21 protein-coding genes are annotated in these 18,825 nt (G+C 40.1%); 18 read left to right on the top strand and 3 right to left on the bottom strand.

All coding sequences use genetic code 11. The features are described 5' to 3' along the window. Nucleotides 1-145: 145 nt before the first annotated feature. The 15 genes from ACIQXH_RS01420 to lysA all read left to right on the top strand — a co-directional run bounded on the left by ACIQXH_RS01420 (nucleotide 146) and on the right by lysA (nucleotide 14,536). Complete coding sequence (locus ACIQXH_RS01420; RefSeq protein WP_402869295.1) at nucleotides 146-373, top strand: YqzK family protein; 228 nt, start codon at nucleotides 146-148, stop codon at nucleotides 371-373. Between the two features lie 5 nt (nucleotides 374-378). Continuing rightward, on the top strand, nucleotides 379-1,272 hold the full coding sequence (gene xerD, locus ACIQXH_RS01415; RefSeq protein WP_402869293.1) for a site-specific tyrosine recombinase XerD: 894 nt from the start codon (nucleotides 379-381) through the stop codon (nucleotides 1,270-1,272). A 300-nt stretch (nucleotides 1,273-1,572) separates the two neighbouring features. Beyond that, on the top strand, nucleotides 1,573-2,760 hold the full coding sequence (gene deoB / locus ACIQXH_RS01410; RefSeq protein WP_402956630.1) for a phosphopentomutase: 1,188 nt from the start codon (nucleotides 1,573-1,575) through the stop codon (nucleotides 2,758-2,760). 12 nt (nucleotides 2,761-2,772) lie between these two features. Next, on the top strand, nucleotides 2,773-3,585 hold the full coding sequence (locus ACIQXH_RS01405) for a purine-nucleoside phosphorylase (protein WP_402956632.1): 813 nt from the start codon (nucleotides 2,773-2,775) through the stop codon (nucleotides 3,583-3,585). A 66-nt stretch (nucleotides 3,586-3,651) separates the two neighbouring features. Then, a complete protein-coding gene (locus ACIQXH_RS01400) occupies nucleotides 3,652-4,956 on the top strand; it encodes a pyrimidine-nucleoside phosphorylase (protein WP_402869288.1) in 1,305 nt (434 codons plus the stop codon). 204 nt (nucleotides 4,957-5,160) lie between these two features. Continuing rightward, the gene (locus ACIQXH_RS01395) at nucleotides 5,161-6,327 is read left to right on the top strand and encodes a D-alanyl-D-alanine carboxypeptidase family protein (protein WP_402869286.1); all 1,167 of its coding nucleotides are present in this window, start codon (nucleotides 5,161-5,163) and stop codon (nucleotides 6,325-6,327) included. 130 nt (nucleotides 6,328-6,457) lie between these two features. After that, entirely contained in the window at nucleotides 6,458-6,808 is a 351-nt protein-coding gene (gene spoIIAA / locus ACIQXH_RS01390; protein ID WP_402869284.1) for an anti-sigma F factor antagonist, read from the top strand. 1 nt (nucleotide 6,809) lies between these two features. Continuing rightward, a complete protein-coding gene (gene spoIIAB, locus ACIQXH_RS01385; protein WP_402869282.1) occupies nucleotides 6,810-7,250 on the top strand; it encodes an anti-sigma F factor in 441 nt (146 codons plus the stop codon). Nucleotides 7,251-7,263: 13 nt separating this feature from the next. Further along, on the top strand, nucleotides 7,264-8,031 hold the full coding sequence (gene sigF / locus ACIQXH_RS01380) for an RNA polymerase sporulation sigma factor SigF (RefSeq protein WP_402869281.1): 768 nt from the start codon (nucleotides 7,264-7,266) through the stop codon (nucleotides 8,029-8,031). 325 nt (nucleotides 8,032-8,356) lie between these two features. Beyond that, nucleotides 8,357-9,652: an NCS2 family permease gene (locus ACIQXH_RS01375; RefSeq protein WP_402869279.1), complete on the top strand. Its 1,296-nt coding sequence runs from the start codon at nucleotides 8,357-8,359 to the stop codon at nucleotides 9,650-9,652. Nucleotides 9,653-9,818: 166 nt separating this feature from the next. Further along, nucleotides 9,819-10,436, top strand: a complete 618-nt coding sequence (locus tag ACIQXH_RS01370; RefSeq protein ID WP_402869277.1) for a stage V sporulation protein AA — start codon at nucleotides 9,819-9,821, stop codon at nucleotides 10,434-10,436. Beyond that, a complete protein-coding gene (locus ACIQXH_RS01365) occupies nucleotides 10,426-10,848 on the top strand; it encodes a stage V sporulation protein AB (RefSeq protein WP_402869275.1) in 423 nt (140 codons plus the stop codon). Before ACIQXH_RS01370 ends, ACIQXH_RS01365 begins: the two co-directional genes overlap by 11 nt. Before the next feature lie 39 nt (nucleotides 10,849-10,887). Next, a complete protein-coding gene (gene spoVAEA, locus ACIQXH_RS01360) occupies nucleotides 10,888-11,466 on the top strand; it encodes a stage V sporulation protein SpoVABEA (RefSeq protein ID WP_402869273.1) in 579 nt (192 codons plus the stop codon). Continuing rightward, the gene (locus tag ACIQXH_RS01355) at nucleotides 11,450-12,934 is read left to right on the top strand and encodes a spore germination protein (protein WP_402869271.1); all 1,485 of its coding nucleotides are present in this window, start codon (nucleotides 11,450-11,452) and stop codon (nucleotides 12,932-12,934) included. Before spoVAEA ends, ACIQXH_RS01355 begins: the two co-directional genes overlap by 17 nt. Before the next feature lie 273 nt (nucleotides 12,935-13,207). Next, nucleotides 13,208-14,536 carry a diaminopimelate decarboxylase gene (gene lysA / locus ACIQXH_RS01350; RefSeq protein ID WP_402869269.1) on the top strand — a complete coding sequence of 443 codons (1,329 nt, stop codon included), beginning with the start codon at nucleotides 13,208-13,210 and terminating at the stop codon, nucleotides 14,534-14,536. Between the two features lie 119 nt (nucleotides 14,537-14,655). On the opposite strand, the gene ACIQXH_RS01345 is transcribed toward lysA, so the two are convergent. Continuing rightward, nucleotides 14,656-15,525 carry a DUF1002 domain-containing protein gene (locus ACIQXH_RS01345; RefSeq protein WP_402869268.1) on the bottom strand — a complete coding sequence of 290 codons (870 nt, stop codon included), beginning with the start codon at nucleotides 15,523-15,525 and terminating at the stop codon, nucleotides 14,656-14,658. A gap of 560 nt (nucleotides 15,526-16,085) precedes the next feature. On the opposite strand from ACIQXH_RS01345, the gene ACIQXH_RS01340 reads away from it, so the two are divergent. After that, complete coding sequence (locus ACIQXH_RS01340) at nucleotides 16,086-16,421, top strand: GNAT family N-acetyltransferase (RefSeq protein ID WP_402869266.1); 336 nt, start codon at nucleotides 16,086-16,088, stop codon at nucleotides 16,419-16,421. A gap of 32 nt (nucleotides 16,422-16,453) precedes the next feature. Here the strand turns inward: ACIQXH_RS01340 and ACIQXH_RS01335 are convergent, their stop codons facing one another. Both ACIQXH_RS01335 and ACIQXH_RS01330 read right to left on the bottom strand, forming a co-directional pair. Then, the gene (locus ACIQXH_RS01335) at nucleotides 16,454-16,990 is read right to left on the bottom strand and encodes a DUF309 domain-containing protein (protein WP_402869264.1); all 537 of its coding nucleotides are present in this window, start codon (nucleotides 16,988-16,990) and stop codon (nucleotides 16,454-16,456) included. 159 nt (nucleotides 16,991-17,149) lie between these two features. After that, nucleotides 17,150-17,242, bottom strand: coding sequence for a YjcZ family sporulation protein (locus ACIQXH_RS01330; RefSeq protein ID WP_402869262.1), 93 nt, complete (start codon nucleotides 17,240-17,242; stop codon nucleotides 17,150-17,152). Between the two features lie 217 nt (nucleotides 17,243-17,459). Between ACIQXH_RS01330 and ACIQXH_RS01325 the strand changes: the two genes are divergently transcribed. Beyond that, nucleotides 17,460-18,227: a segregation/condensation protein A gene (locus ACIQXH_RS01325; protein ID WP_402869261.1), complete on the top strand. Its 768-nt coding sequence runs from the start codon at nucleotides 17,460-17,462 to the stop codon at nucleotides 18,225-18,227. Beyond that, nucleotides 18,214-18,795, top strand: a complete 582-nt coding sequence (gene scpB / locus ACIQXH_RS01320) for an SMC-Scp complex subunit ScpB (RefSeq protein ID WP_402869259.1) — start codon at nucleotides 18,214-18,216, stop codon at nucleotides 18,793-18,795. The genes ACIQXH_RS01325 and scpB overlap by 14 nt, the downstream gene beginning before the upstream one ends. Nucleotides 18,796-18,825 lie beyond the last annotated feature (30 nt).

Raw genomic sequence — 18,825 nt, 5'->3', positions numbered from 1 at the left:
CTGGTTTTAAAAGAAAATAGTTTGCCTGTTTAACCTGGGTTAGAAATAGATAGAACTTTTTTTCCTCTTCTTTACCGAAAGATGTATAAAACTTGTCCCGATGGGCATAGATTGATACAAAGTGCTCGGATAGGGAGGGGAAAGCATGAAAACGTCATTGAAGCTAGTTTTACATACAGCTAAAGTGATGATACTCTTCGTTAGCTTCACTGTTCTTTTTTACATAGGAATGGTATGGTTAAATCAGGAATATCATAGTTATCATCGGTACGATGAACCAAAAGGCACAGCTGTCAAAGTATCAAAAGCTGTTGATACAGGTGATGATGCATGGTTTGAACGCTTAATGTTGTTTTATTTAAACGGGGAGTAATGAATATGGAGAATCAAATTAAGGATTTCATTCATTTTTTGACCATTGAAAAGGGTCTTGCCAAAAACACACTCGTCTCGTATGAACGTGACTTGAAATCATATTGGGCCTATTTAATGAATGTAGAAATGATTACCGATTGGAATGACTCACGTCGGGCAAACATCTTACACTTTCTTGCTCATTTGAAAGACCAAGGGAAATCGTCGAAAACCATTGCCCGCCATATTGCTTCAATCCGATCCTTCCATCAATTTCTCCTTCGTGAAAAGGTGACTGACCAGGATCCAGCTCTACATATAGAAACACCCAAACCTGAAAGAAGCCTTCCAAAGGTGTTAAGCATGGAAGAGGTGGAAGCCTTATTGGAAGCCCCAAAGGTAATGAACGAATATGGATTACGTGACAAAGCGATGCTTGAACTGATGTATGCGACAGGAATGCGTGTCAGTGAATTGATCTCAATGGATGTGAGCGATGTACATGCGACGATGGGGTTTGTCCGTTGTATCGGAAAAGGGGATAAAGAAAGAATCATCCCTATCGGACAAACAGCACTGGGGGCCATCGGGAATTACTTAGATAGTGCCCGTGGTAAATTTGCCAGTCCAAAGCATCGGACGGATTCACTTTTTTTGAATCACCATGGAAACAGGTTGACGAGACAGGGATTTTGGAAGATCTTGAAAAAACTCGTGAAAGAGGCGAGAATCGAGAAGGAAATTACACCGCATACACTAAGGCATTCTTTTGCCACCCATCTTTTGATGAATGGAGCAGATTTACGGGCCGTTCAGGAGATGTTGGGGCATGCGGATATTTCGACGACTCAAATCTACACACATATTACGAATGTTCGGATAAAAGATGTTTATTCTAAATTTCATCCAAGAGCTTAGGAAATTAGTAGATTGAAAGTGTAGGAGGAAAGGCCTCCTGCACAAGTAATGGTGAAACAGCCATCAGGAATAGGTGGCCCAATTTATTGGACCATGATAAGCTGGAACTATAAAAATCTTTTTTGAAATTATGAGTCTGTTTTCCTATATAAAGATTAAGGTACATAACAATTGTCTAAAACGATTGGTATCGTTTACAATAAAGAGGTCAGACTTCTGACGTTTCGGTTATTGTAGGTTAAATGGACAATATACGGGGAATATAAAAGGGTATAATACTATTTACTGGAGGGAATTAGCATGGAAAAAAATTCAGCATTTAAACGCATTTTTGTAGTTGTAATGGACTCAGTTGGGATTGGCGAAGCACCGGATGCAGATTTATTCGGTGATAAAGGAGCCGATACACTTGGCCATATAGCTGAGAGAATGAATGGATTGAACATGCCGACTCTTTCTAAAATGGGTTTAGGCAACATCCGGGATATTAAAGGTATCGCAAAAACAGAGCAACCGATTGCTTACTATACAAAAATGAAAGAAGCGTCAACAGGAAAAGATACGATGACCGGCCATTGGGAAATAATGGGTCTTAATATCACTACACCATTTCAAGTATTTCCGAACGGTTTCCCTGAGTTATTAATCAATGAACTTCAAGCGAAGACGGGACGTTCAATCATAGGGAATATACCTGCAAGCGGAACGGAAATCATTGAAAGACTTGGCGAAGATCACATGAAAACGGGAGCTTTAATTGTGTATACATCCGCTGATTCTGTTTTACAGATTGCCGCTCATGAGGACGTAGTCCCATTAGACGAGTTATATAAAATTTGTGAAATTGCACGAGAGTTGACGATGGCTGATGAATATAAGGTTGGACGCGTTATTGCAAGACCTTTCATTGGAGAGCCAGGAAGTTTCAAAAGAACACCTAACCGTCATGATTATGCATTGAAGCCATTTAACAGAACGGTAATGGATGAAATGAAAGATGCTGGGTTGGATGTTTTGGCAATTGGAAAAATCTCGGATATCTTTGATGGTGAAGGAGTCACCGAATCATTACGTACAGTCTCCAATATGGACGGAATGGATAAATTAATCCAAACCATCGATCAAGACTTTAAGGGATTAAGCTTCTTGAATCTAGTGGACTTTGATGCCTTATATGGTCACCGTCGTGATCCGGAAGGCTACGGAAAGGCTTTGGAAGAGTTCGATGCTAGAATGCCTGAAGTGATAGAGAAGCTGACAGAAGATGACTTGTTGATCATCACGGCCGACCACGGGAATGATCCGATTCATGAAGGTACAGACCACACTCGTGAGTATGTTCCATTATTAGTTTACTCAAAACGTTTCACAAAAGGCACGGAGTTACCAGTAAGAGATACTTTTGCTGATATTGGTGCAACAGTTGCCGCTAACTTTGATATAAAGATGCCTACATATGGGAAAAATATTTTAGGCGACGTGAAATAAGGGAGGGTAAATATGTTTAATAGCATTGAAACAGCTGCTGAATTTATAAAGAACAAAGTGGATGGGACTCCAGATATAGGCTTGATTCTTGGATCTGGTCTTGGGGTATTGGCAGATGAAATTGAAAACCCGATAATTATCCCTTATCATGAAATCCCGGAATTTCCCGTCTCGACTGTAGAAGGACATGCAGGTCAGCTTGTCATCGGAAACCTGAGTGGCAAACAGGTTGTAGCCATGCAAGGTCGTTTCCATTTTTATGAAGGATACTCAATGGAGAAAGTCACTTTCCCGGTACGTGTGATGAAACTGCTTGGTGTTGAAACATTAATCGTAACCAATGCTGCTGGAAGTGTGAATGAAAGCTATGCACCGGGAGATCTGATGATCATTACGGACCATATCAATTTAATGGGAACTAACCCATTGATTGGTGCGAATGAAGACCGCTTTGGTCCTCGTTTCCCTGATATGTCAGAAGCTTATAATAAAGAATTGCGGGCAAAAGCTAAGACGATCGCTTCTACGCTGGGCTTGGATGTAAAGGAAGGCGTCTATATTGGGAATTCTGGTCCTACCTATGAAACTCCGGCAGAAGTAAGGATGGCAAGAGTTCTTGGTGGGGATGCAGTGGGCATGTCCACTGTTCCGGAAGTTATCGTTGCTAGACATTGTGGGATGAAAGTACTCGGGATATCTTGCCTTACAAACATGGCTTCTGGTATTTTGGACCAGCCCCTGTCACACGTGGAAGTTATTGAAACGACAGAAAAAGTAAAAAGCAGTTTTCTGGAGTTTGTTAAGTCGATTGTTAAAGATTTATAAATCGGATTTAAAATAATACAAGTACAGTCGAAACTAAGGCTGTATTTAAAGAATGGGGAATGACTTATGAGAATGGTTGACTTAATCGCAAAAAAACGTGATGGAAAGACACTTTCCACTGAAGAGATTCAGTTTATTGTGGAAGGCTTTACAAATGGAACGATTCCTGATTATCAAATGAGCGCATGGGCAATGGCAATCTATTTTCAGGAGCTGAACGAGCAGGAGCGTGCTGATTTAACGATGGCCATGGTAGAATCCGGTGATCAAATAGATTTATCGATGATAGAGGGAATTAAGGTCGATAAGCACTCTACAGGTGGCGTTGGTGATACGACCACACTTGTTCTTGGACCATTAGTGGCAGCTGTAGGCGTTCCAGTGGCAAAAATGTCAGGGCGCGGCCTTGGCCATACAGGTGGAACCATCGATAAATTGGAATCCGTTAAAGGGTTTCATGTGGAAATTGAAAATGATGAGTTCATTGAACTTGTCAATAAAAACAAGATAGCCGTTATTGGTCAAAGTGGTAACTTAACTCCAGCAGATAAAAAGCTTTATGCATTACGTGATGTAACGGCTACCGTCAATAGCATCGGGTTGATTGCTGGTTCCATCATGAGTAAGAAAATAGCTGCTGGTGCGGATGCGATTGTTCTTGATGTAAAAACGGGTGCAGGTGCATTCATGAAGACACTTGAAGATTCCGAGAAACTGGCACATGCAATGGTGAGCATAGGAAATAATGTCGGCCGTAATACGATGGCAGTCATTTCAGACATGAGCCAACCTCTTGGTTACGCAATCGGGAACGCTCTTGAAGTTAAAGAAGCGATTGATACGCTTAAAGGGGAAGGTCCGGAAGATTTAACGGAACTATCTTTAACGCTAGGAAGTCATATGGTGTACCTTGCTAAAAAAGCGGGCTCCCTTGAAGAAGCCAGAACCCTGCTTGAAAATGCAATCAAGGATGGTTCAGCGCTTCGATCATTCAAAATCTTCTTGGAGGCACAGGGAGGAGATGGCTCAGTTGTAGAACAGCCAGAAAAACTTCCACAGGCTGCATACACTTTTGAGCTTGAAGCTAAAGAAGACGGATATGTATCGGAAATCGTTGCTGATGAAATCGGTACGGCTGCCATGTTATTAGGTGCTGGACGTGCTACTAAAGAATCGGAAATTGATTTGGCTGTAGGTCTTATGCTTCGTAAGAAAATCGGTGAAACCGTGGCTAAAGGTGAATCACTTGTAACCATTTACAGTAACTTTGAAGATGTTTCAAAAGTAAAAGAGAAATTATACGAAAACATTACAATTTCCAAGGAAAAAGTTGAAAAACCAACGTTGATCTATAAAGAAATCATGGAATAATGATTCGCCAAGCAGGTCACTCTTTTTAAAAGAGTGACCTTTTTTATTCAGCATAATTTTATTCAGGCAACAAGGTCCTCTGTTTTTGTATATTCCTCATTAAAACTGTCCTCTCCCTTTTTAAATAATAATTCCACCAACTTATTTGTATAAAAATGGCTTATATGGAAAAAATGGAATATATAAAGATTGGAGGCTATGGAGATGAAGCGGATTCTTTCTCTATTTTTAATCGTGTTACTAGCAACTGGCTTTAGCATCCCGCATACTCAAGCATCAGAAAAAAAAGGTGTCAACTTAGCGGAAAATGCAAAATCAGCTATTTTAATTGAACGGGATACAGGTACAGTTTTGTATGATAAAAATGCAGATGAACGTCTTTCGCCTGCTAGTATGACGAAGATCATGACGATGCTCTTAATCATGGAAGCCATCGATAAAGGTGAACTCAACATGAAGGATAAAATCAGGACGAGTGAGTACGCTGCATCGATGGGAGGTTCTCAAATCTTTCTTGAATTAGGAGAAGAAATGACAACTGAACAAATGCTTAAAGGGATCTCGATCGGTTCTGCAAATGATGCATCGGTCGCTATGGCAGAGCATCTTGCTGGATCCGAAGAAGAATTCGTCAAACGGATGAATAAGAAAGCAGAAGACCTGGGATTAAAGAACACGAAATTTCAAAATGCAACAGGCTTACCAGTTAAGGACCATTACAGCTCGGCACATGATATGTCCATCATGGCAAAGGAATTATTGAAATACGACATGATTACAAGATTCACGGGTACATACGAGGACTACCTCCGTGAAAATACAGATAAAAAATTCTGGCTTGTGAACACGAATCGACTAGTGAAATTTTACCCGGGAGTCGATGGATTAAAAACAGGGTTTACGAATGAAGCCAAGTATTGTCTGACAGCTACGGCGAAAAAAGGGAATATGCGTGTTATTGCTGTGGTGTTCGGTGCGGCTTCTCCGAAGGAAAGAAATGCCCAGGTAACGAAAATGCTTGATTATGCCTTTTCACAATTTATTACCTATCCGATTTACAAACGAGGAGAGGTCTTGGGCGAATCGAAAGTAAGCAAGGGCAGCAAAAAGATGGCAGTAGGGGTAACAAGTGAACCAATATCTGTTTTGACGGCCAAGAGCGGTGCGGCAAAAGACTTTACGAAAAAGGTTATTCTCGATAAAAACCTAAAGGCTCCCATTCAAAAAGGAGATCAAATAGGAACGCTCCAATTGATTAAAGACGGAAAAGTATATGTCGAATCACCGATTGTTTCAAAGGAAACTGTTGAAAAAGCCAGTTGGTGGCAACTGTATAAACGGGCATTCGGCATGTTTACACAAACGAAATGATTAACTTGTCGGAAAGGCGTGTAAATATACTAGTTTAGGCGAATGGCCACTAGTTTTGCCAGGAAGAAGGAATCTGAAGATTAAACAGAGAATTTGACTCATTATAAGACAGTGAAGGAGGCTGTATATAGTGAGTCTTACGATTGATATGGAGGCGAAGAGTAGAATATTATGCATTCGTCTCAAAGGTGATTTAGATCATCATACAGCAGAAAAGTTAAGAAAACAGGCAGAGGCGGCCATTCAAAAGCATGATATCCAACATATCATCCTTAACTTGGATGAACTGCATTTCATGGACAGTTCTGGATTGGGCGTAATTATCGGTCGGTATAAACAGGTACATCAGAAAAATGGTGAGATGGTTGTCTGTGCAATTTCTCCAGCAGTAAAGCGGTTATTTGAGATGTCAGGTTTGTTTAAAATTGTTAAACTAGAACTATCCGAACAAAACGCTTTGCAAAGACTGGGGGTTGCCTAACATGAAAAATAAAATGGAAACGAAATTTTCAGCACTTAGCCAAAATGAATCATTCGCAAGGGTGACGGTTGCGGCATTCATTGCTCAATTAGATCCCACGATGGATGAATTGACAGAGATTAAGACGGTCGTTTCTGAAGCGGTCACGAATTCAATCATTCATGGATATGAAAACGATCCGGAAGGGTGGGTCTACATTTCTGTAGTCATCGAAGGAGATACGGTCGAAGTGACAATTCGTGATGAAGGATTGGGCATTGAGGATGTTGAAGAGGCTAAGCAGCCACTATTCACGACGAAACCCGAACTTGAACGATCCGGCATGGGATTTACGATCATGGAGAACTTCATGGATGAGATCCATATCATTTCGCATAAGGGCGAAGGAACGATCATTCGATTAAAAAAGCACTTAACTACAAGCAGAGCTTTGTGCAATTAAGGGAGACTTGCATATGGATGTGGAGGTTAAATACGAGAAGAGCAAGAAAGGCCAGACCCATTTAAAAGATGAGGAATTGCGTAGGTTGATTAAACTCAGTCAGAGTGGGGACCAGGATGCAAGGAACTTAATTGTCAACAGCAATCTAAGGCTTGTATGGTCCGTTGTCCAAAGGTTCCTCAATCGTGGCTATGAACCGGATGATTTGTATCAGATTGGCTGCATCGGGTTATTAAAATCAGTTGATAAATTTGACTTAACGTTTGAAGTGAAATTCTCGACGTATGCTGTCCCCATGATCATTGGTGAAATTCAACGGTTTATCCGTGATGATGGTACTGTGAAAGTAAGCCGTTCTTTAAAGGAAATGGCGAATAAAATCCGTCGGGCCAGAGAAGAACTTTCAAAAACGCACGGTCGTGTTCCGACTGTCAATGAATTGGCAGAACATCTTGAATTATCACCTGAAGAAATTATCATGGCCCAAGAAGCTAGCCGTAGTCCTTCTTCCATTCATGAAACGGTTTATGAAAATGATGGAGACCCAATTACTCTTCTCGACCAGATTGCCGACCATAATGATTCATCGTGGTTCGACCAAATCGCTTTAAAAGAAGCCATCCAAGAATTGAATGAACGGGAAAGGTTAATTGTTTTTTTGAGATATTATAAAGACCAGACTCAGTCGGAGGTCGCCGTTAGGCTAGGAATATCACAAGTTCAAGTATCACGGTTGGAGAAAAAAATCCTTCAGCAAATGAAAGACCACATGAATCGTTGATTCATGTGGTCTTTCATTTGCTGGGAGAAAAAGTGGGATTTTGGAAATAGTAAGGAAGTGAAGGGGAAGTGTGCCACACAACATTTGGTAGGAATGTTGAAAAGGAAATATATATTTGTGAAAAAAGAAGAAAAAACGAATTTTTTAGTTGAATTTGAAGTTAAAAACGAATATTATAGTAAAGGTCGCTGGTTTCATTCGGATTTAAAACTATTTTCATAAGGTTTTTATCTCGTTGAAATTTGAAAGATGAAGTATTAATGCAAGGTCACCTTTGTGCAAGCGATTGAATGGTGTTTCCTTAATATATGGAGGTCAGAAAAATATGTTTTTAGAAAAGTTTTTTTCCTTAAAAGCAAATGGGACGAATGTTCGCACTGAAATTATGGCAGGTGTTACGACATTCTTCACCATGGTTTATATTATTATTGTCAATCCTGCTTTATTATCTTCAATAGGAATACCATTTGAACAGGTCTTTATGGCGACCGTCATTTCTGCAGTCCTAGGTACCTTAATTATGGGATTATTAGCGAAGTATCCGATTGCCGTTGCACCAGGTATGGGGCTGAATGCTTATTTTGCCAGTGTGGTAGGTGCACACGGTCTTTCTTATCAAACAGTTTTTGGTACAGTTTTCATAGCAGGTCTATTATTTATTCTGGTAAGTGTTACGAGCTTGCGCAAAATGATTATTGATGCCATCCCAAATTCGTTGAAATTTGGAATCACATCTGGTATTGGTCTATTCATCGCATTTATGGGTTTGAAAAATGCGGGGATTGTCGTACCGAATGAAGGAACCATGGTTTCACTCGGGGATTTACACCAACCAGGCACCGTTTTGGCCCTTATAGGTTTATTATTCACTCTAATCTTGATGTCTCGGAATGTTAAAGGAGCTATCTTCATTGGCATGATTGTTACAGCAATCATTGGTTACTTTATGGGGATGCTGAAATTTGATGGAATTCTATCAACACCACCTTCACCGGTCTTTTTCGATATTGATATTGCTGGAGTATTTAGCAATTCTTTATATACAGTCGTATTTGCCTTTTTACTTGTAACGATATTTGACACGACAGGTACATTAATTGGAGTGACGGAACAAGCGGGATTAACGAAGGATGGAAAGATCCCTCGTGCTAAAAAGGCCTTCTTGGGAGACGCTATTGCCACGACGGTTGGCTCGTTGTTTGGAACAAGCCCATCAACCGCTTATGTTGAATCGAGTACTGGAGTAGCAGCTGGAGGACGTACGGGCTTAACTGCCACGGTCGTTGCCATCTTATTCGCTCTTTCCATTTTCTTTTCTCCATTAATAGCGGCCATTTCCTCCGTTTCTGCCATCACGGCACCTGTATTGATAATTGTAGGTTGCTTGATGATGGAAGGTCTTGCGAAAGTGGATTGGAAAACATTTGATGAAGCTTTTCCGGCATTTGCAATCATATTAACGATGCCGCTTACTTCAAGCATATCGACAGGGATTGCAATGGGGTTCATTACCTATCCTTTGATGAAATTCTTCAGTGGAAAAGGTAAATCCGTTCACCCGCTCATTTATATTTTTGGCGTGGTTTTCTTGATTCAAATGATCTTCTTCCCAACTCATTAATTTATAAATATTTTACAAAAAGACATGCTGATATCCGGCATGTCTTTTTTTTATTTCATTTCTTTGAATTAGTAATATTTGGACATCATTTTCTTTCTGCATTTTCACTCTGTTTCCAATCCATACTACTATTATAAGGAAATAAAAGGTCGGGATGTGAAAAGTGATGGCAGTCATTTACACCAGAATGAGGAACCGGGTGCATGTAAATGTAAACCAAAAGGTAAGAATAAAAGATATTGCAAAAATTATTGGTCCTGAAGAATTGGTTTCTAGTATTGAAGGGGCCCTTTTATTAACGGTGAATAGTGAAGATAAGAATATCATTATCATCGATTTGGCCCAACTCATCATGGCCATACAGGCAATCGATCCACATATCGAAGTGGAGACATTTGGTCCCTCCCAGACAATCATCGAAGTCATTTATCCCAAAAAGAAAATGTCTTTCGTTACTTTCGCCGTTATCTGGTTGCTTATGTTCATTGGAGGGGGTATTACTATCATGAATTTCCATGTGGATGTAAGTATGGGAGAAGTTCATCAAAAACTCTTTACGCTAATAACAGGAAGGGTTGATGAAAAGCCTTTGTTGATCCAAATACCCTATAGTTTCGGTATTGGGATTGGAATGATTTTGTTTTTTAATCACTTCTTTAAAAAACGCTTTAATGAAGAACCTAGCCCACTCGAGGTTGAAATGTTCAATTACCAGCAGGATTTAGATCGGTACGTCATTATGAATGAGAATAATGAGAGCGTGCGTCATCTCGATGACAGGTAATATCATTTTCGGGATTTTTGTTGGGCTAGCCGGCGGTGTCGCTACAGGTGCTGGTTTTGTAGCTTTTCTGACTGTACTTGGTGTCATACCAAGGCTGACACAGCTGACAAAAACGTTAAAAATGGTTCGGTATTATGAAGTGGCCATAATTTCAGGAGTGGTCGGAGGAACATGGTTTGGCCTACAGGGGACGACCTTTGCTCTTCCTTCTTTCTTATTAATTCCAATCGGACTTGCGGACGGTATTTTTAATGGAATGCTTGCAGCTGCACTGACTGAGGTGTTGAATGTTTTCCCGATCTTGTCCAAACGAGTAGGCATACAAGATAAAATCATTTATCTGTTAATGGCACTAGTGTTAGGTAAAATAGTTGGATCCTTATTTCAATGGATTTATTTTGTCGATTTATAAGAACGACCATACGCATACCTGATGAAAGGAAGGCTCCTGATGGTGACCAAACGAAAAGTGATATTGATAACAGATGGAGATGTATATGCAAATCGTGCTGTTGAGCTAGTTGCAAGAGAAATCGGAGGGCGCTGCATTTCAATGTCACAAGGGAATCCGTCCCGTTATACAGGTTTGGAGCTGGTAGACCTTATAAAGAAAGCGAAGAATGACCCCGTGTTGGTCATGTTCGATGATAGTGGCTTCATGGGTGAGGGATTCGGTGAAACGGCGATGAAGGTGGTTGCAAGCCATCCTGACATCCATGTCCTGGGCATCATAGCTGTTGCTTCGAAAAGTAGAAGGGAAGAGTGGACTAAGGTGGATGTCTGTATCGATAGGGATGGGCAGTTGACGGAAAATGGGGTGGACAAATTCGGAGCCCAGGAATTTGAGATAGGGAAGATAACCGGGGATACGGTGTATTGCATTGATGAGTTAAAAGCTCCGATCGTTGTAGGCATTGGAGACATTGGAAAAATGTCACACCAGGACGACTTTAAAAAAGGAGCACCAATCACAAAACTTGCTGTGCAAATTATATTGGAAAGGAGCGGTCTTGATGGCATCAGAGGATAAACAAAATATGAAGCCCATTCCGACTAACGTGGTGGAAGTCGATACTTTCATGGAAAAGAGGGTCGGTCTGGGTGTCAGTTTTGATTTAGGCGTAAGGAAAATAAAAGTTTTAAGAAAAGAAGTTCACCTTTATTATGTGAATGGACTTACGGATACGGAATTCATCATTGAACTTCTTAACTCGATGGTCCATTCTCAAAATACTGAAATAAAAACGACAAAAGTATTTGATTTCATGAAAAATTTACTCGTTCACCAATCTGTGGAAGAAATACGTACGATGGATGAGTTGGTTGACCAAGTCCTTTCCGGTTTAATCGTCATTGTGATGGATGGATACGATATAGGGTTGGTTGTCGATGTCAGGAGTTACCCTGGACGACAGCCTGAAGAACCCGATACAGAAAAAGTTGTCCGTGGTTCTAGGGATGGATTTGTAGAAAATATCATTGTAAATACAGCCATCACTAGACGGAGAATCAGGGATGAGAGATTACGTTTCGAAATCATGAAGGTCGGCGAACGCTCTAAAACGGATATTGCGATAGGGTATATTAAAGATATAGCGGACCCGGGTTTAATTGAAACCGTTCGTACGAAATTAGAAGATATAAAAATAGATGGGCTAACGATGGCGGATAAAACGGTAGAAGAATTTATCGTTAAGCAAGGATATAATCCATATCCTCTTGTCCGATATACAGAGCGTGCTGATGTAGCCGCAACACACTTACTGGAAGGCCATGTACTAGTCTATGTGGATACCTCACCTAGTGTCATCATCACCCCTGCTCCCCTCTTCCATCATATGCAGCATGCAGAAGAGTACAGACAATCCCCCGCTGTTGGAACAATGGTACGGTGGACCAGATTTCTCGGGATAGCCGCTTCGTTATTTTTGCTTCCATTGTGGTTGTTGTTTTGTTTAGAGCCTGACTTCCTTCCGGATAAACTGGAATTTATCGGGCCAAATGAAAAAACGCATATTCCGATTGTTGTCCAAATTTTCATTTCGGATATCGGGATCGAATTTTTACGGATGGCCGCCATCCATACCCCGACCCCACTTTCAACTGCAATGGGATTAATTGCTGCGGTCTTGATCGGACAGATTGCTATTGATGTAGGGTTATTTGTGCCGGAGGTCGTTCTTTATGCATCGGTTGCGACCATTGGGACATTTGTCACCCCAAGTTTGGAATTAGGGGTTGCCAATAAACTGTCTCGATTAGCTTTGATCGTTTTGGTTGCCTTGTTCAAGCTGCCTGGGTTAATCATAGGAATAACGCTATATATCATTTTATTAACGAGCATAAAAGCATTGAATACACCCTATTTATGGCCGTTAATCCCGTTTCAACCAAGAGCCTTGTCACATATTATATTAAGAAGACCTTTTCCAGGTTCCAGAGAACGGCCGAGTATCGTCCATCCACAGGACAAATACAGGCAGCCTAGGAAATCTTAAGGTTGATGTTGTCGAAAAGTTGTGTTAATTTAATTTTATTCGAATAAAGCAGTAAAGTGGCTTCACAAAGAGTTTGGGCTCTTTGGAGTTAAACCAATCTGATTTCGAACTACGCAATTATATTTAATGGGAACGTGTAGAAACAGGTAAATAAGAATAGTAAACGAGGAATTTGGATGAGGAGATTTAAAGGGATATCATCCTTATCGAGGAACCTCTTACGATCCCTCACTTCATTTAACCGTAAGTTTGAATCAGGAAGGTGAGACTATTATGCATTTGTTTGGGACTAGTCATGTAAATGACCGTGGACATCTACAAATTGGCGGAGTGGATACTGTTAAGTTAACAGAAAAATATGGTACGCCGTTATATGTCTATGATGTAGAGTTAATACGCGAACGGGCAAGAGGATTTAAGCGGACATTTGAAGAATTGGGAATACCGGCTCAGGTGGCGTACGCAAGTAAAGCATTTTCATCCATTGCCATGATTCAATTGGCCGAACAGGAGGGCTTGTCACTCGACGTGGTCTCAGCGGGGGAATTATATACAGCCATCAAGGCTAATTTCCCAACCGAACGTATCCATTTCCATGGGAATAATAAAAGTGTCGAAGAGTTACATATGGCACTAGATTACCAAATAGGGTGTATTGTGGTGGACAACTTTTCTGAATTGACACTACTTGAAGAAATCTGTTCAAACCGAGAAGAAAAGGTCAGAATTCTTTTACGTGTGACACCTGGCATTGAAGCGCATACACATGATTATATTTTAACAGGGCAGGAAGATTCGAAATTTGGTTTCGATCTAATTAATGGTCAGGCGGAAGGCGCCCTTAAACAGGCGTTAAAAAGCAAGTGGCTTGAAGTGCTCGGGTTGCACTGCCATATAGGTTCCCAAATCTTTCAAACCACTGGCTTTCTTTTGGCCGCCCAAAAAATCATTGGCAAGCTAAGAGAGTGGCATAAAGCAATTGGTTTTCAGCCAAAGGTGCTAAATTTAGGCGGAGGCTTCGGAATCCGTTATACAGAAGAAGACGATCCGCTTCCAGCATCTCAATATGTAGAAGAAATCGTGAGGGAAGTGCAAATACAGATTGCCCAGTCTGATTTAGAAATGCCGGAGATTTGGATTGAACCTGGTCGCTCCTTGGTCGGAGATGCAGGTATCACCTTATATAAAGTGGGTTCAGAAAAGGAAGTGCCGGACGTCCGCAAATACCTAGCTGTCGATGGGGGCATGAGCGATAATATTCGTCCAGCCTTATACGAAGCGAAGTACGATGCGGTACTAGCCAATCGCCCACTTGATCCAGTGGAGGAGACGGTTGCTATTGCCGGGAAATGTTGTGAAAGCGGCGATATGCTGATTTGGGATTTACCCTTGCCAAAAGCTGGACGAGGAGATATTTTAGCTGTTTTCTGTACAGGGGCATATGGGTATTCCATGTCTAACAATTATAACCGGATTCCGAGACCGGCGGTGGTTTTCGTTGAAAACGGGGAAGCGCGTTTAGTCATCAGGCGTGAAACCTTCGATGATCTTATCCGTCATGATTTAGCTTTTCACGAAGCGGTTGGTTTGAATAAAGAATAATCAAAAAGAGGATGTAACTCCTTTTTTAAAATAGTAAAAGGCAGAAACGTGATGAACGTTTCTGCCTTTTGCTATTTATTTACCGGTGGTACTTCTAGGTACCGCCATTTTATTGTGAATCAGCTAAAAAAAGATTTGATAGCATCTATTAGACTATTGAAGACATCCTTTAATTTATCTAGAAATGATTGTCCTTCTTCAGATTCAAGGAAGTTGGACAATTTATCTTTAGCTTCTGTCAATTGGTCACCAACGGCGTTCCAATCAATATTCAATTCTTTTAATTTATTGAATAGATCGATCAGGCTTTGAATTTGCCCTTCATTTAAGACTAGGCCAAGATCATTTGCAGCGGATTCTACGATCTTACGAACATCCTCTGTAGTGGCAGGAGGGTTGTCTGCCATTTTCTCTTTGATTTTCGTTACGAGTGCAGAAGCCTCTTCCGTACCGATTTCATCTCCCAATTCAGCAGTGGTGACCATTTCTTCATTGGCAGCCTGTTTTACATCTTCGGAGATTGCTTTATCAGAAGATAATTCATAGGCTTTAATGACACCTGTTAAGGCAGCTGTACCGGAAACTGGAATAGGTGCTGTGACATAAACGGTAGCATCTTTAACCCCAGCAGTCGCAAGGGCATTGATATACATTTCATCAGTTACCCAATTAATGTTCTTGGATTCCAATTTTAGGCCTGTGCCTTTTTCCTCAAGTGTAATGGCAGAAGAGGATATAGCTTTTGTACCTATTAATCTGCTAGCTATATAATCTCCCAAATATTCATGTTCTTCCGCATTGGTGACTGTCAGGACCTCCACATCGTCAGGTGCTTTCATTTCTGAAAGGAGCATGCTTTTTTGTTCTTTAGACAAATTTTCTCCTAGTGTAACGATCATATCGCCAACTGCGGCATCCGCAAAGGCCTTATAAGGCAATAACAGACATAATAAAATGGTCACAATGACCCATTTTTTTGGACTTTTCATGATTTTCCTCCTTAACTTTTCCTCTGTTCTTAATAGATTATAACCTACTGATAGGGTTACATTAGATTGGACGAATCGAAGCGAAAAAAAGATACAGTTTTTATTAATTTTTTTCACCAAAAATTAGTCCCTATTAAAGTAGCTGAACGATCTTCCATCATTCGTAATGAAGATACAGGCCATGAAACCATTATATCCTTTATCAATGTAGTAAAAACAGAGCGAGATTGCAAGGGGATTTGTCAAAATGTGCTAAGTTATAGTAGAATGAATTCGATATTTAAATAGTTATTCATAAAAATAAAGGGAGTATGGGATGAGAAGGAGTAATAAAACACTTTTACTTATGATGCTTGTTGTGGCTTTGATATGGGGAATTATCTACTGGACATTTATCGCGTAGCACTAGGGAATCTATAATTCAAGTGCTGAAAGTGATGTTGAAACGAATAAAGTTTTTATGTATGATGTAAATGTCATAAGTGAGAGTAATCATCAAAGTGTAAAAACTAGATAAACAGGTAAATAATAAAAAACGTTATTTAGTAACGAGGGATATTATGTTGATTAAGTATAAGAAAAGTTATGAAAAGTTTGCCATGGGGTTATTATCTTTCATGCCAAATGAAAAAGAGATAAAAGTGCTTCGGAATACCATGAAGAATTATGAAACAGATGAAAATTTGCAGTTGTTCTTATGGAAAGATGAAGAAATCGTCGGCTTGATTGGAATAGAGACAAGTTCCAATTTCATCGAGATTCAACATATATCTGTAAATCCTTCTTTCCGTAAGCAAGGGATAGGCAAAGAAATGGTTAGGTCAGTGAAGGAACAATACCCTGACAAAGAATTAAAGGCAAACGAGCATACGGAAAGTTTTATTGAAAAGTGTTGAAAAACTTATCTAATCAAAAATAGAGGATGCTCTCATGAGCGGTCCTCTATTTTTGATTTCCTTAAGGAAAGTTGTTTGGCCCTTTCCAAGATAACGTCAGAACGATCGCGTGTTAAATGTTTATCGACCAACCCTACATTCGTACAATCACTGTCCATGCACCACGTGTATCCTTTCTGTTTGCATAAGGTTTGGCAATGTGCAAGTAGTTCCGGGTCATTAATGGGAAGGTTAATGCTTCTATAGGGTTTTTTAAGCAACATTCGTTCATGTGTCTGTTGAAGCAAATCGAGCAGGGCTTCGGGATCAAGACCCAATTGTCGCAGCTCGGCTTTTTTTAAATGAAGGTTGGATATGGCCTTTGCAAGAGTTCTTGTAGCCCCTGCATTATTGCCCCTGCGATCATGGTATAGGGCAACGGCGATTTGAATCAGGCCGACCCAATGTGAATCACGTTCTTTAGGAGCTGTTTCTTTCCAATACTCTTCAAGTATTTCGTGACACTCAAAGTAATCTCGAGTTCCGTGAAAATGGATGAGGAAAGAGAGATAGTCTTCAGGTAAATGCAATAATAACCCCTCCTTGTGCCTTATTTTCCCTTAGGTTAAGAAAGCTTTTTTAGACGATTACCGCTTTTTAAGTATAAATACCATAGTACCATAAAAAAATGTCCAGAAAAATAAGGAAAGCTGATTGCTATGCAATCAGCTTGTGTCGTCAGTTTTCAATTATAACCAAGAAGCACCGACGATAACTAATAAAATGAATAATACTACGATAAACGCAAATCCGCCACCAAAACCTCCTGCATTGCCACCCATATAAGTACCTCCTTTATTCTGCTTATCTTACATTCTTAGACTATGTTCATTTTATAAATATGATTGGGCAACGACCCAATTTAAAAAATCCGCATGAAAAAACTTTAAATCAAGCAGAGCTTTATTTGTAATGGATAAAGGGCCGGTAATCCTCTATACTTGATTAATGAAGAAATAGGCCAATTAAAGGCCAATTAGATTTAAATGGGGTATTTTGATGGGTTATAATATTAAAATTGATGCATTCGAAGGACCGATGGATTTACTCCTTCATTTGATAAACCGTCTAGAAATAGATATTTATGATATCCCTATGGCTGATATCACAGAGCAATATTTAGGCTATATCCATACGATGCAGCATCTTGAATTAGATATTGCGAGCGAATATTTAGTCATGGCCGCTACTTTACTCGCCATCAAAAGTAAAATGTTGCTGCCTAAGCATGAAGATGAGCTATTGATGGATGAAGATGGGGAATTATTCGAAGAAGATCCTCGTGACGAACTTGTAGAGAAACTATTGGAATATAAAAAGTATAAATCTGCAGCAGAAGAATTCAAAGAACTGGAAGAAGAACGGAACTTGATATTCACTAAACCGCCAAGTGATCTGTCTGAATATGTAAAAGAAACGGAAAGTGAATTGCAGGAGTTAAATGTTAGCCTTTACGATATGTTGGGTGCCTTGCAAAAGTTGCTTCGCCGGCAAAAGATTCAAAAGCCCCTTTATACAAAAGTGACGAAACAAGAGATTTCCATTGAAAAACGCATGGAAGAAATCATGGCAGACCTCCAAACGTTTAAAGGTAAGAAGAGCTTTTTTGATTTGTTTCCAGAGCCAGTCAAGGAGCATATAGTGATTACATTTTTAGCGGTATTGGAACTGATGAAATTAAATGAAATTAAAGTTGAACAAGAAGATAATTTTTCGGAAATCATGATTGTAGCTAAGGAAGGTGTAGAACCAGTTGGAAGTTATTAATTGGAAAGGGATACTCGAGGCCCTTTTGTTTGCATCCGGAGATGAAGGTCTTTCCATCAAGCAAATTGCCTCAGTCCTTGAAATCACAGAATATCAAGCAACGGACATCATTGAAAGTTTAAAGGAAGACTATCTCACGGATACACGGGGGATTCAAATTATTGAAATAGCCGGTGTGTTCCAGCTGGCAACTAAGAAAGAACACTCCGATTATTTAAAGAAACTTGTGGAAACATCCAGTTCACAAGGGTTGACACAGGCAGCTTTGGAAACGTTGGCCATAATCGCCTATAAACAGCCGATTACGAGAGCGGAAATAGATGAGATACGCGGAGTGAAAACAGACCGTCCGATTCATACGCTTGTTACGAAAGTTTTAATTAAAGAGGTCGGTAGAGCTGAAGGGTCTGGTCGCGCTTATTTATACGGCACAACGAAAGAGTTTTTAGATTACTTCGGACTAAAATCCATAAACGAGTTGCCGCCACTTGCCGATAATACGGAAGAAAGCTTCGAAAACGGAGAAGCTGATCTGTTTTTCGAGAACTTCCAAAAAACAATCGAATAACAAATCCTCATGATTTTGTGATAATATAGA

It is taken from the genome of Peribacillus sp. NPDC097225 (genome assembly GCF_044761955.1).
Taxonomy (GTDB): Bacteria; Bacillota; Bacilli; order Bacillales; family DSM-1321; genus Peribacillus.
This window is presented reverse-complemented; position numbering and strand designations above follow the sequence as displayed.

Coding starts and splice junctions, on each gene's coding strand:
- ACIQXH_RS01420 (WP_402869295.1), top strand. CDS start 146: ATGAAAACGTCATTGAAGCTAGTTTTACATACAGCTAAAGTGATGATA.
- xerD (WP_402869293.1), top strand. CDS start 379: ATGGAGAATCAAATTAAGGATTTCATTCATTTTTTGACCATTGAAAAG.
- deoB (WP_402956630.1), top strand. CDS start 1,573: ATGGAAAAAAATTCAGCATTTAAACGCATTTTTGTAGTTGTAATGGAC.
- ACIQXH_RS01405 (WP_402956632.1), top strand. CDS start 2,773: ATGTTTAATAGCATTGAAACAGCTGCTGAATTTATAAAGAACAAAGTG.
- ACIQXH_RS01400 (WP_402869288.1), top strand. CDS start 3,652: ATGAGAATGGTTGACTTAATCGCAAAAAAACGTGATGGAAAGACACTT.
- ACIQXH_RS01395 (WP_402869286.1), top strand. CDS start 5,161: ATGAAGCGGATTCTTTCTCTATTTTTAATCGTGTTACTAGCAACTGGC.
- spoIIAB (WP_402869282.1), top strand. CDS start 6,810: ATGAAAAATAAAATGGAAACGAAATTTTCAGCACTTAGCCAAAATGAA.
- sigF (WP_402869281.1), top strand. CDS start 7,264: ATGGATGTGGAGGTTAAATACGAGAAGAGCAAGAAAGGCCAGACCCAT.
- ACIQXH_RS01375 (WP_402869279.1), top strand. CDS start 8,357: ATGTTTTTAGAAAAGTTTTTTTCCTTAAAAGCAAATGGGACGAATGTT.
- ACIQXH_RS01370 (WP_402869277.1), top strand. CDS start 9,819: ATGGCAGTCATTTACACCAGAATGAGGAACCGGGTGCATGTAAATGTA.
- ACIQXH_RS01365 (WP_402869275.1), top strand. CDS start 10,426: ATGACAGGTAATATCATTTTCGGGATTTTTGTTGGGCTAGCCGGCGGT.
- spoVAEA (WP_402869273.1), top strand. CDS start 10,888: ATGGTGACCAAACGAAAAGTGATATTGATAACAGATGGAGATGTATAT.
- ACIQXH_RS01355 (WP_402869271.1), top strand. CDS start 11,450: ATGGCATCAGAGGATAAACAAAATATGAAGCCCATTCCGACTAACGTG.
- lysA (WP_402869269.1), top strand. CDS start 13,208: ATGCATTTGTTTGGGACTAGTCATGTAAATGACCGTGGACATCTACAA.
- ACIQXH_RS01345 (WP_402869268.1), bottom strand. CDS start 15,525: ATGAAAAGTCCAAAAAAATGGGTCATTGTGACCATTTTATTATGTCTG.
- ACIQXH_RS01340 (WP_402869266.1), top strand. CDS start 16,086: ATGTTGATTAAGTATAAGAAAAGTTATGAAAAGTTTGCCATGGGGTTA.
- ACIQXH_RS01330 (WP_402869262.1), bottom strand. CDS start 17,242: ATGGGTGGCAATGCAGGAGGTTTTGGTGGCGGATTTGCGTTTATCGTA.
- ACIQXH_RS01325 (WP_402869261.1), top strand. CDS start 17,460: ATGGGTTATAATATTAAAATTGATGCATTCGAAGGACCGATGGATTTA.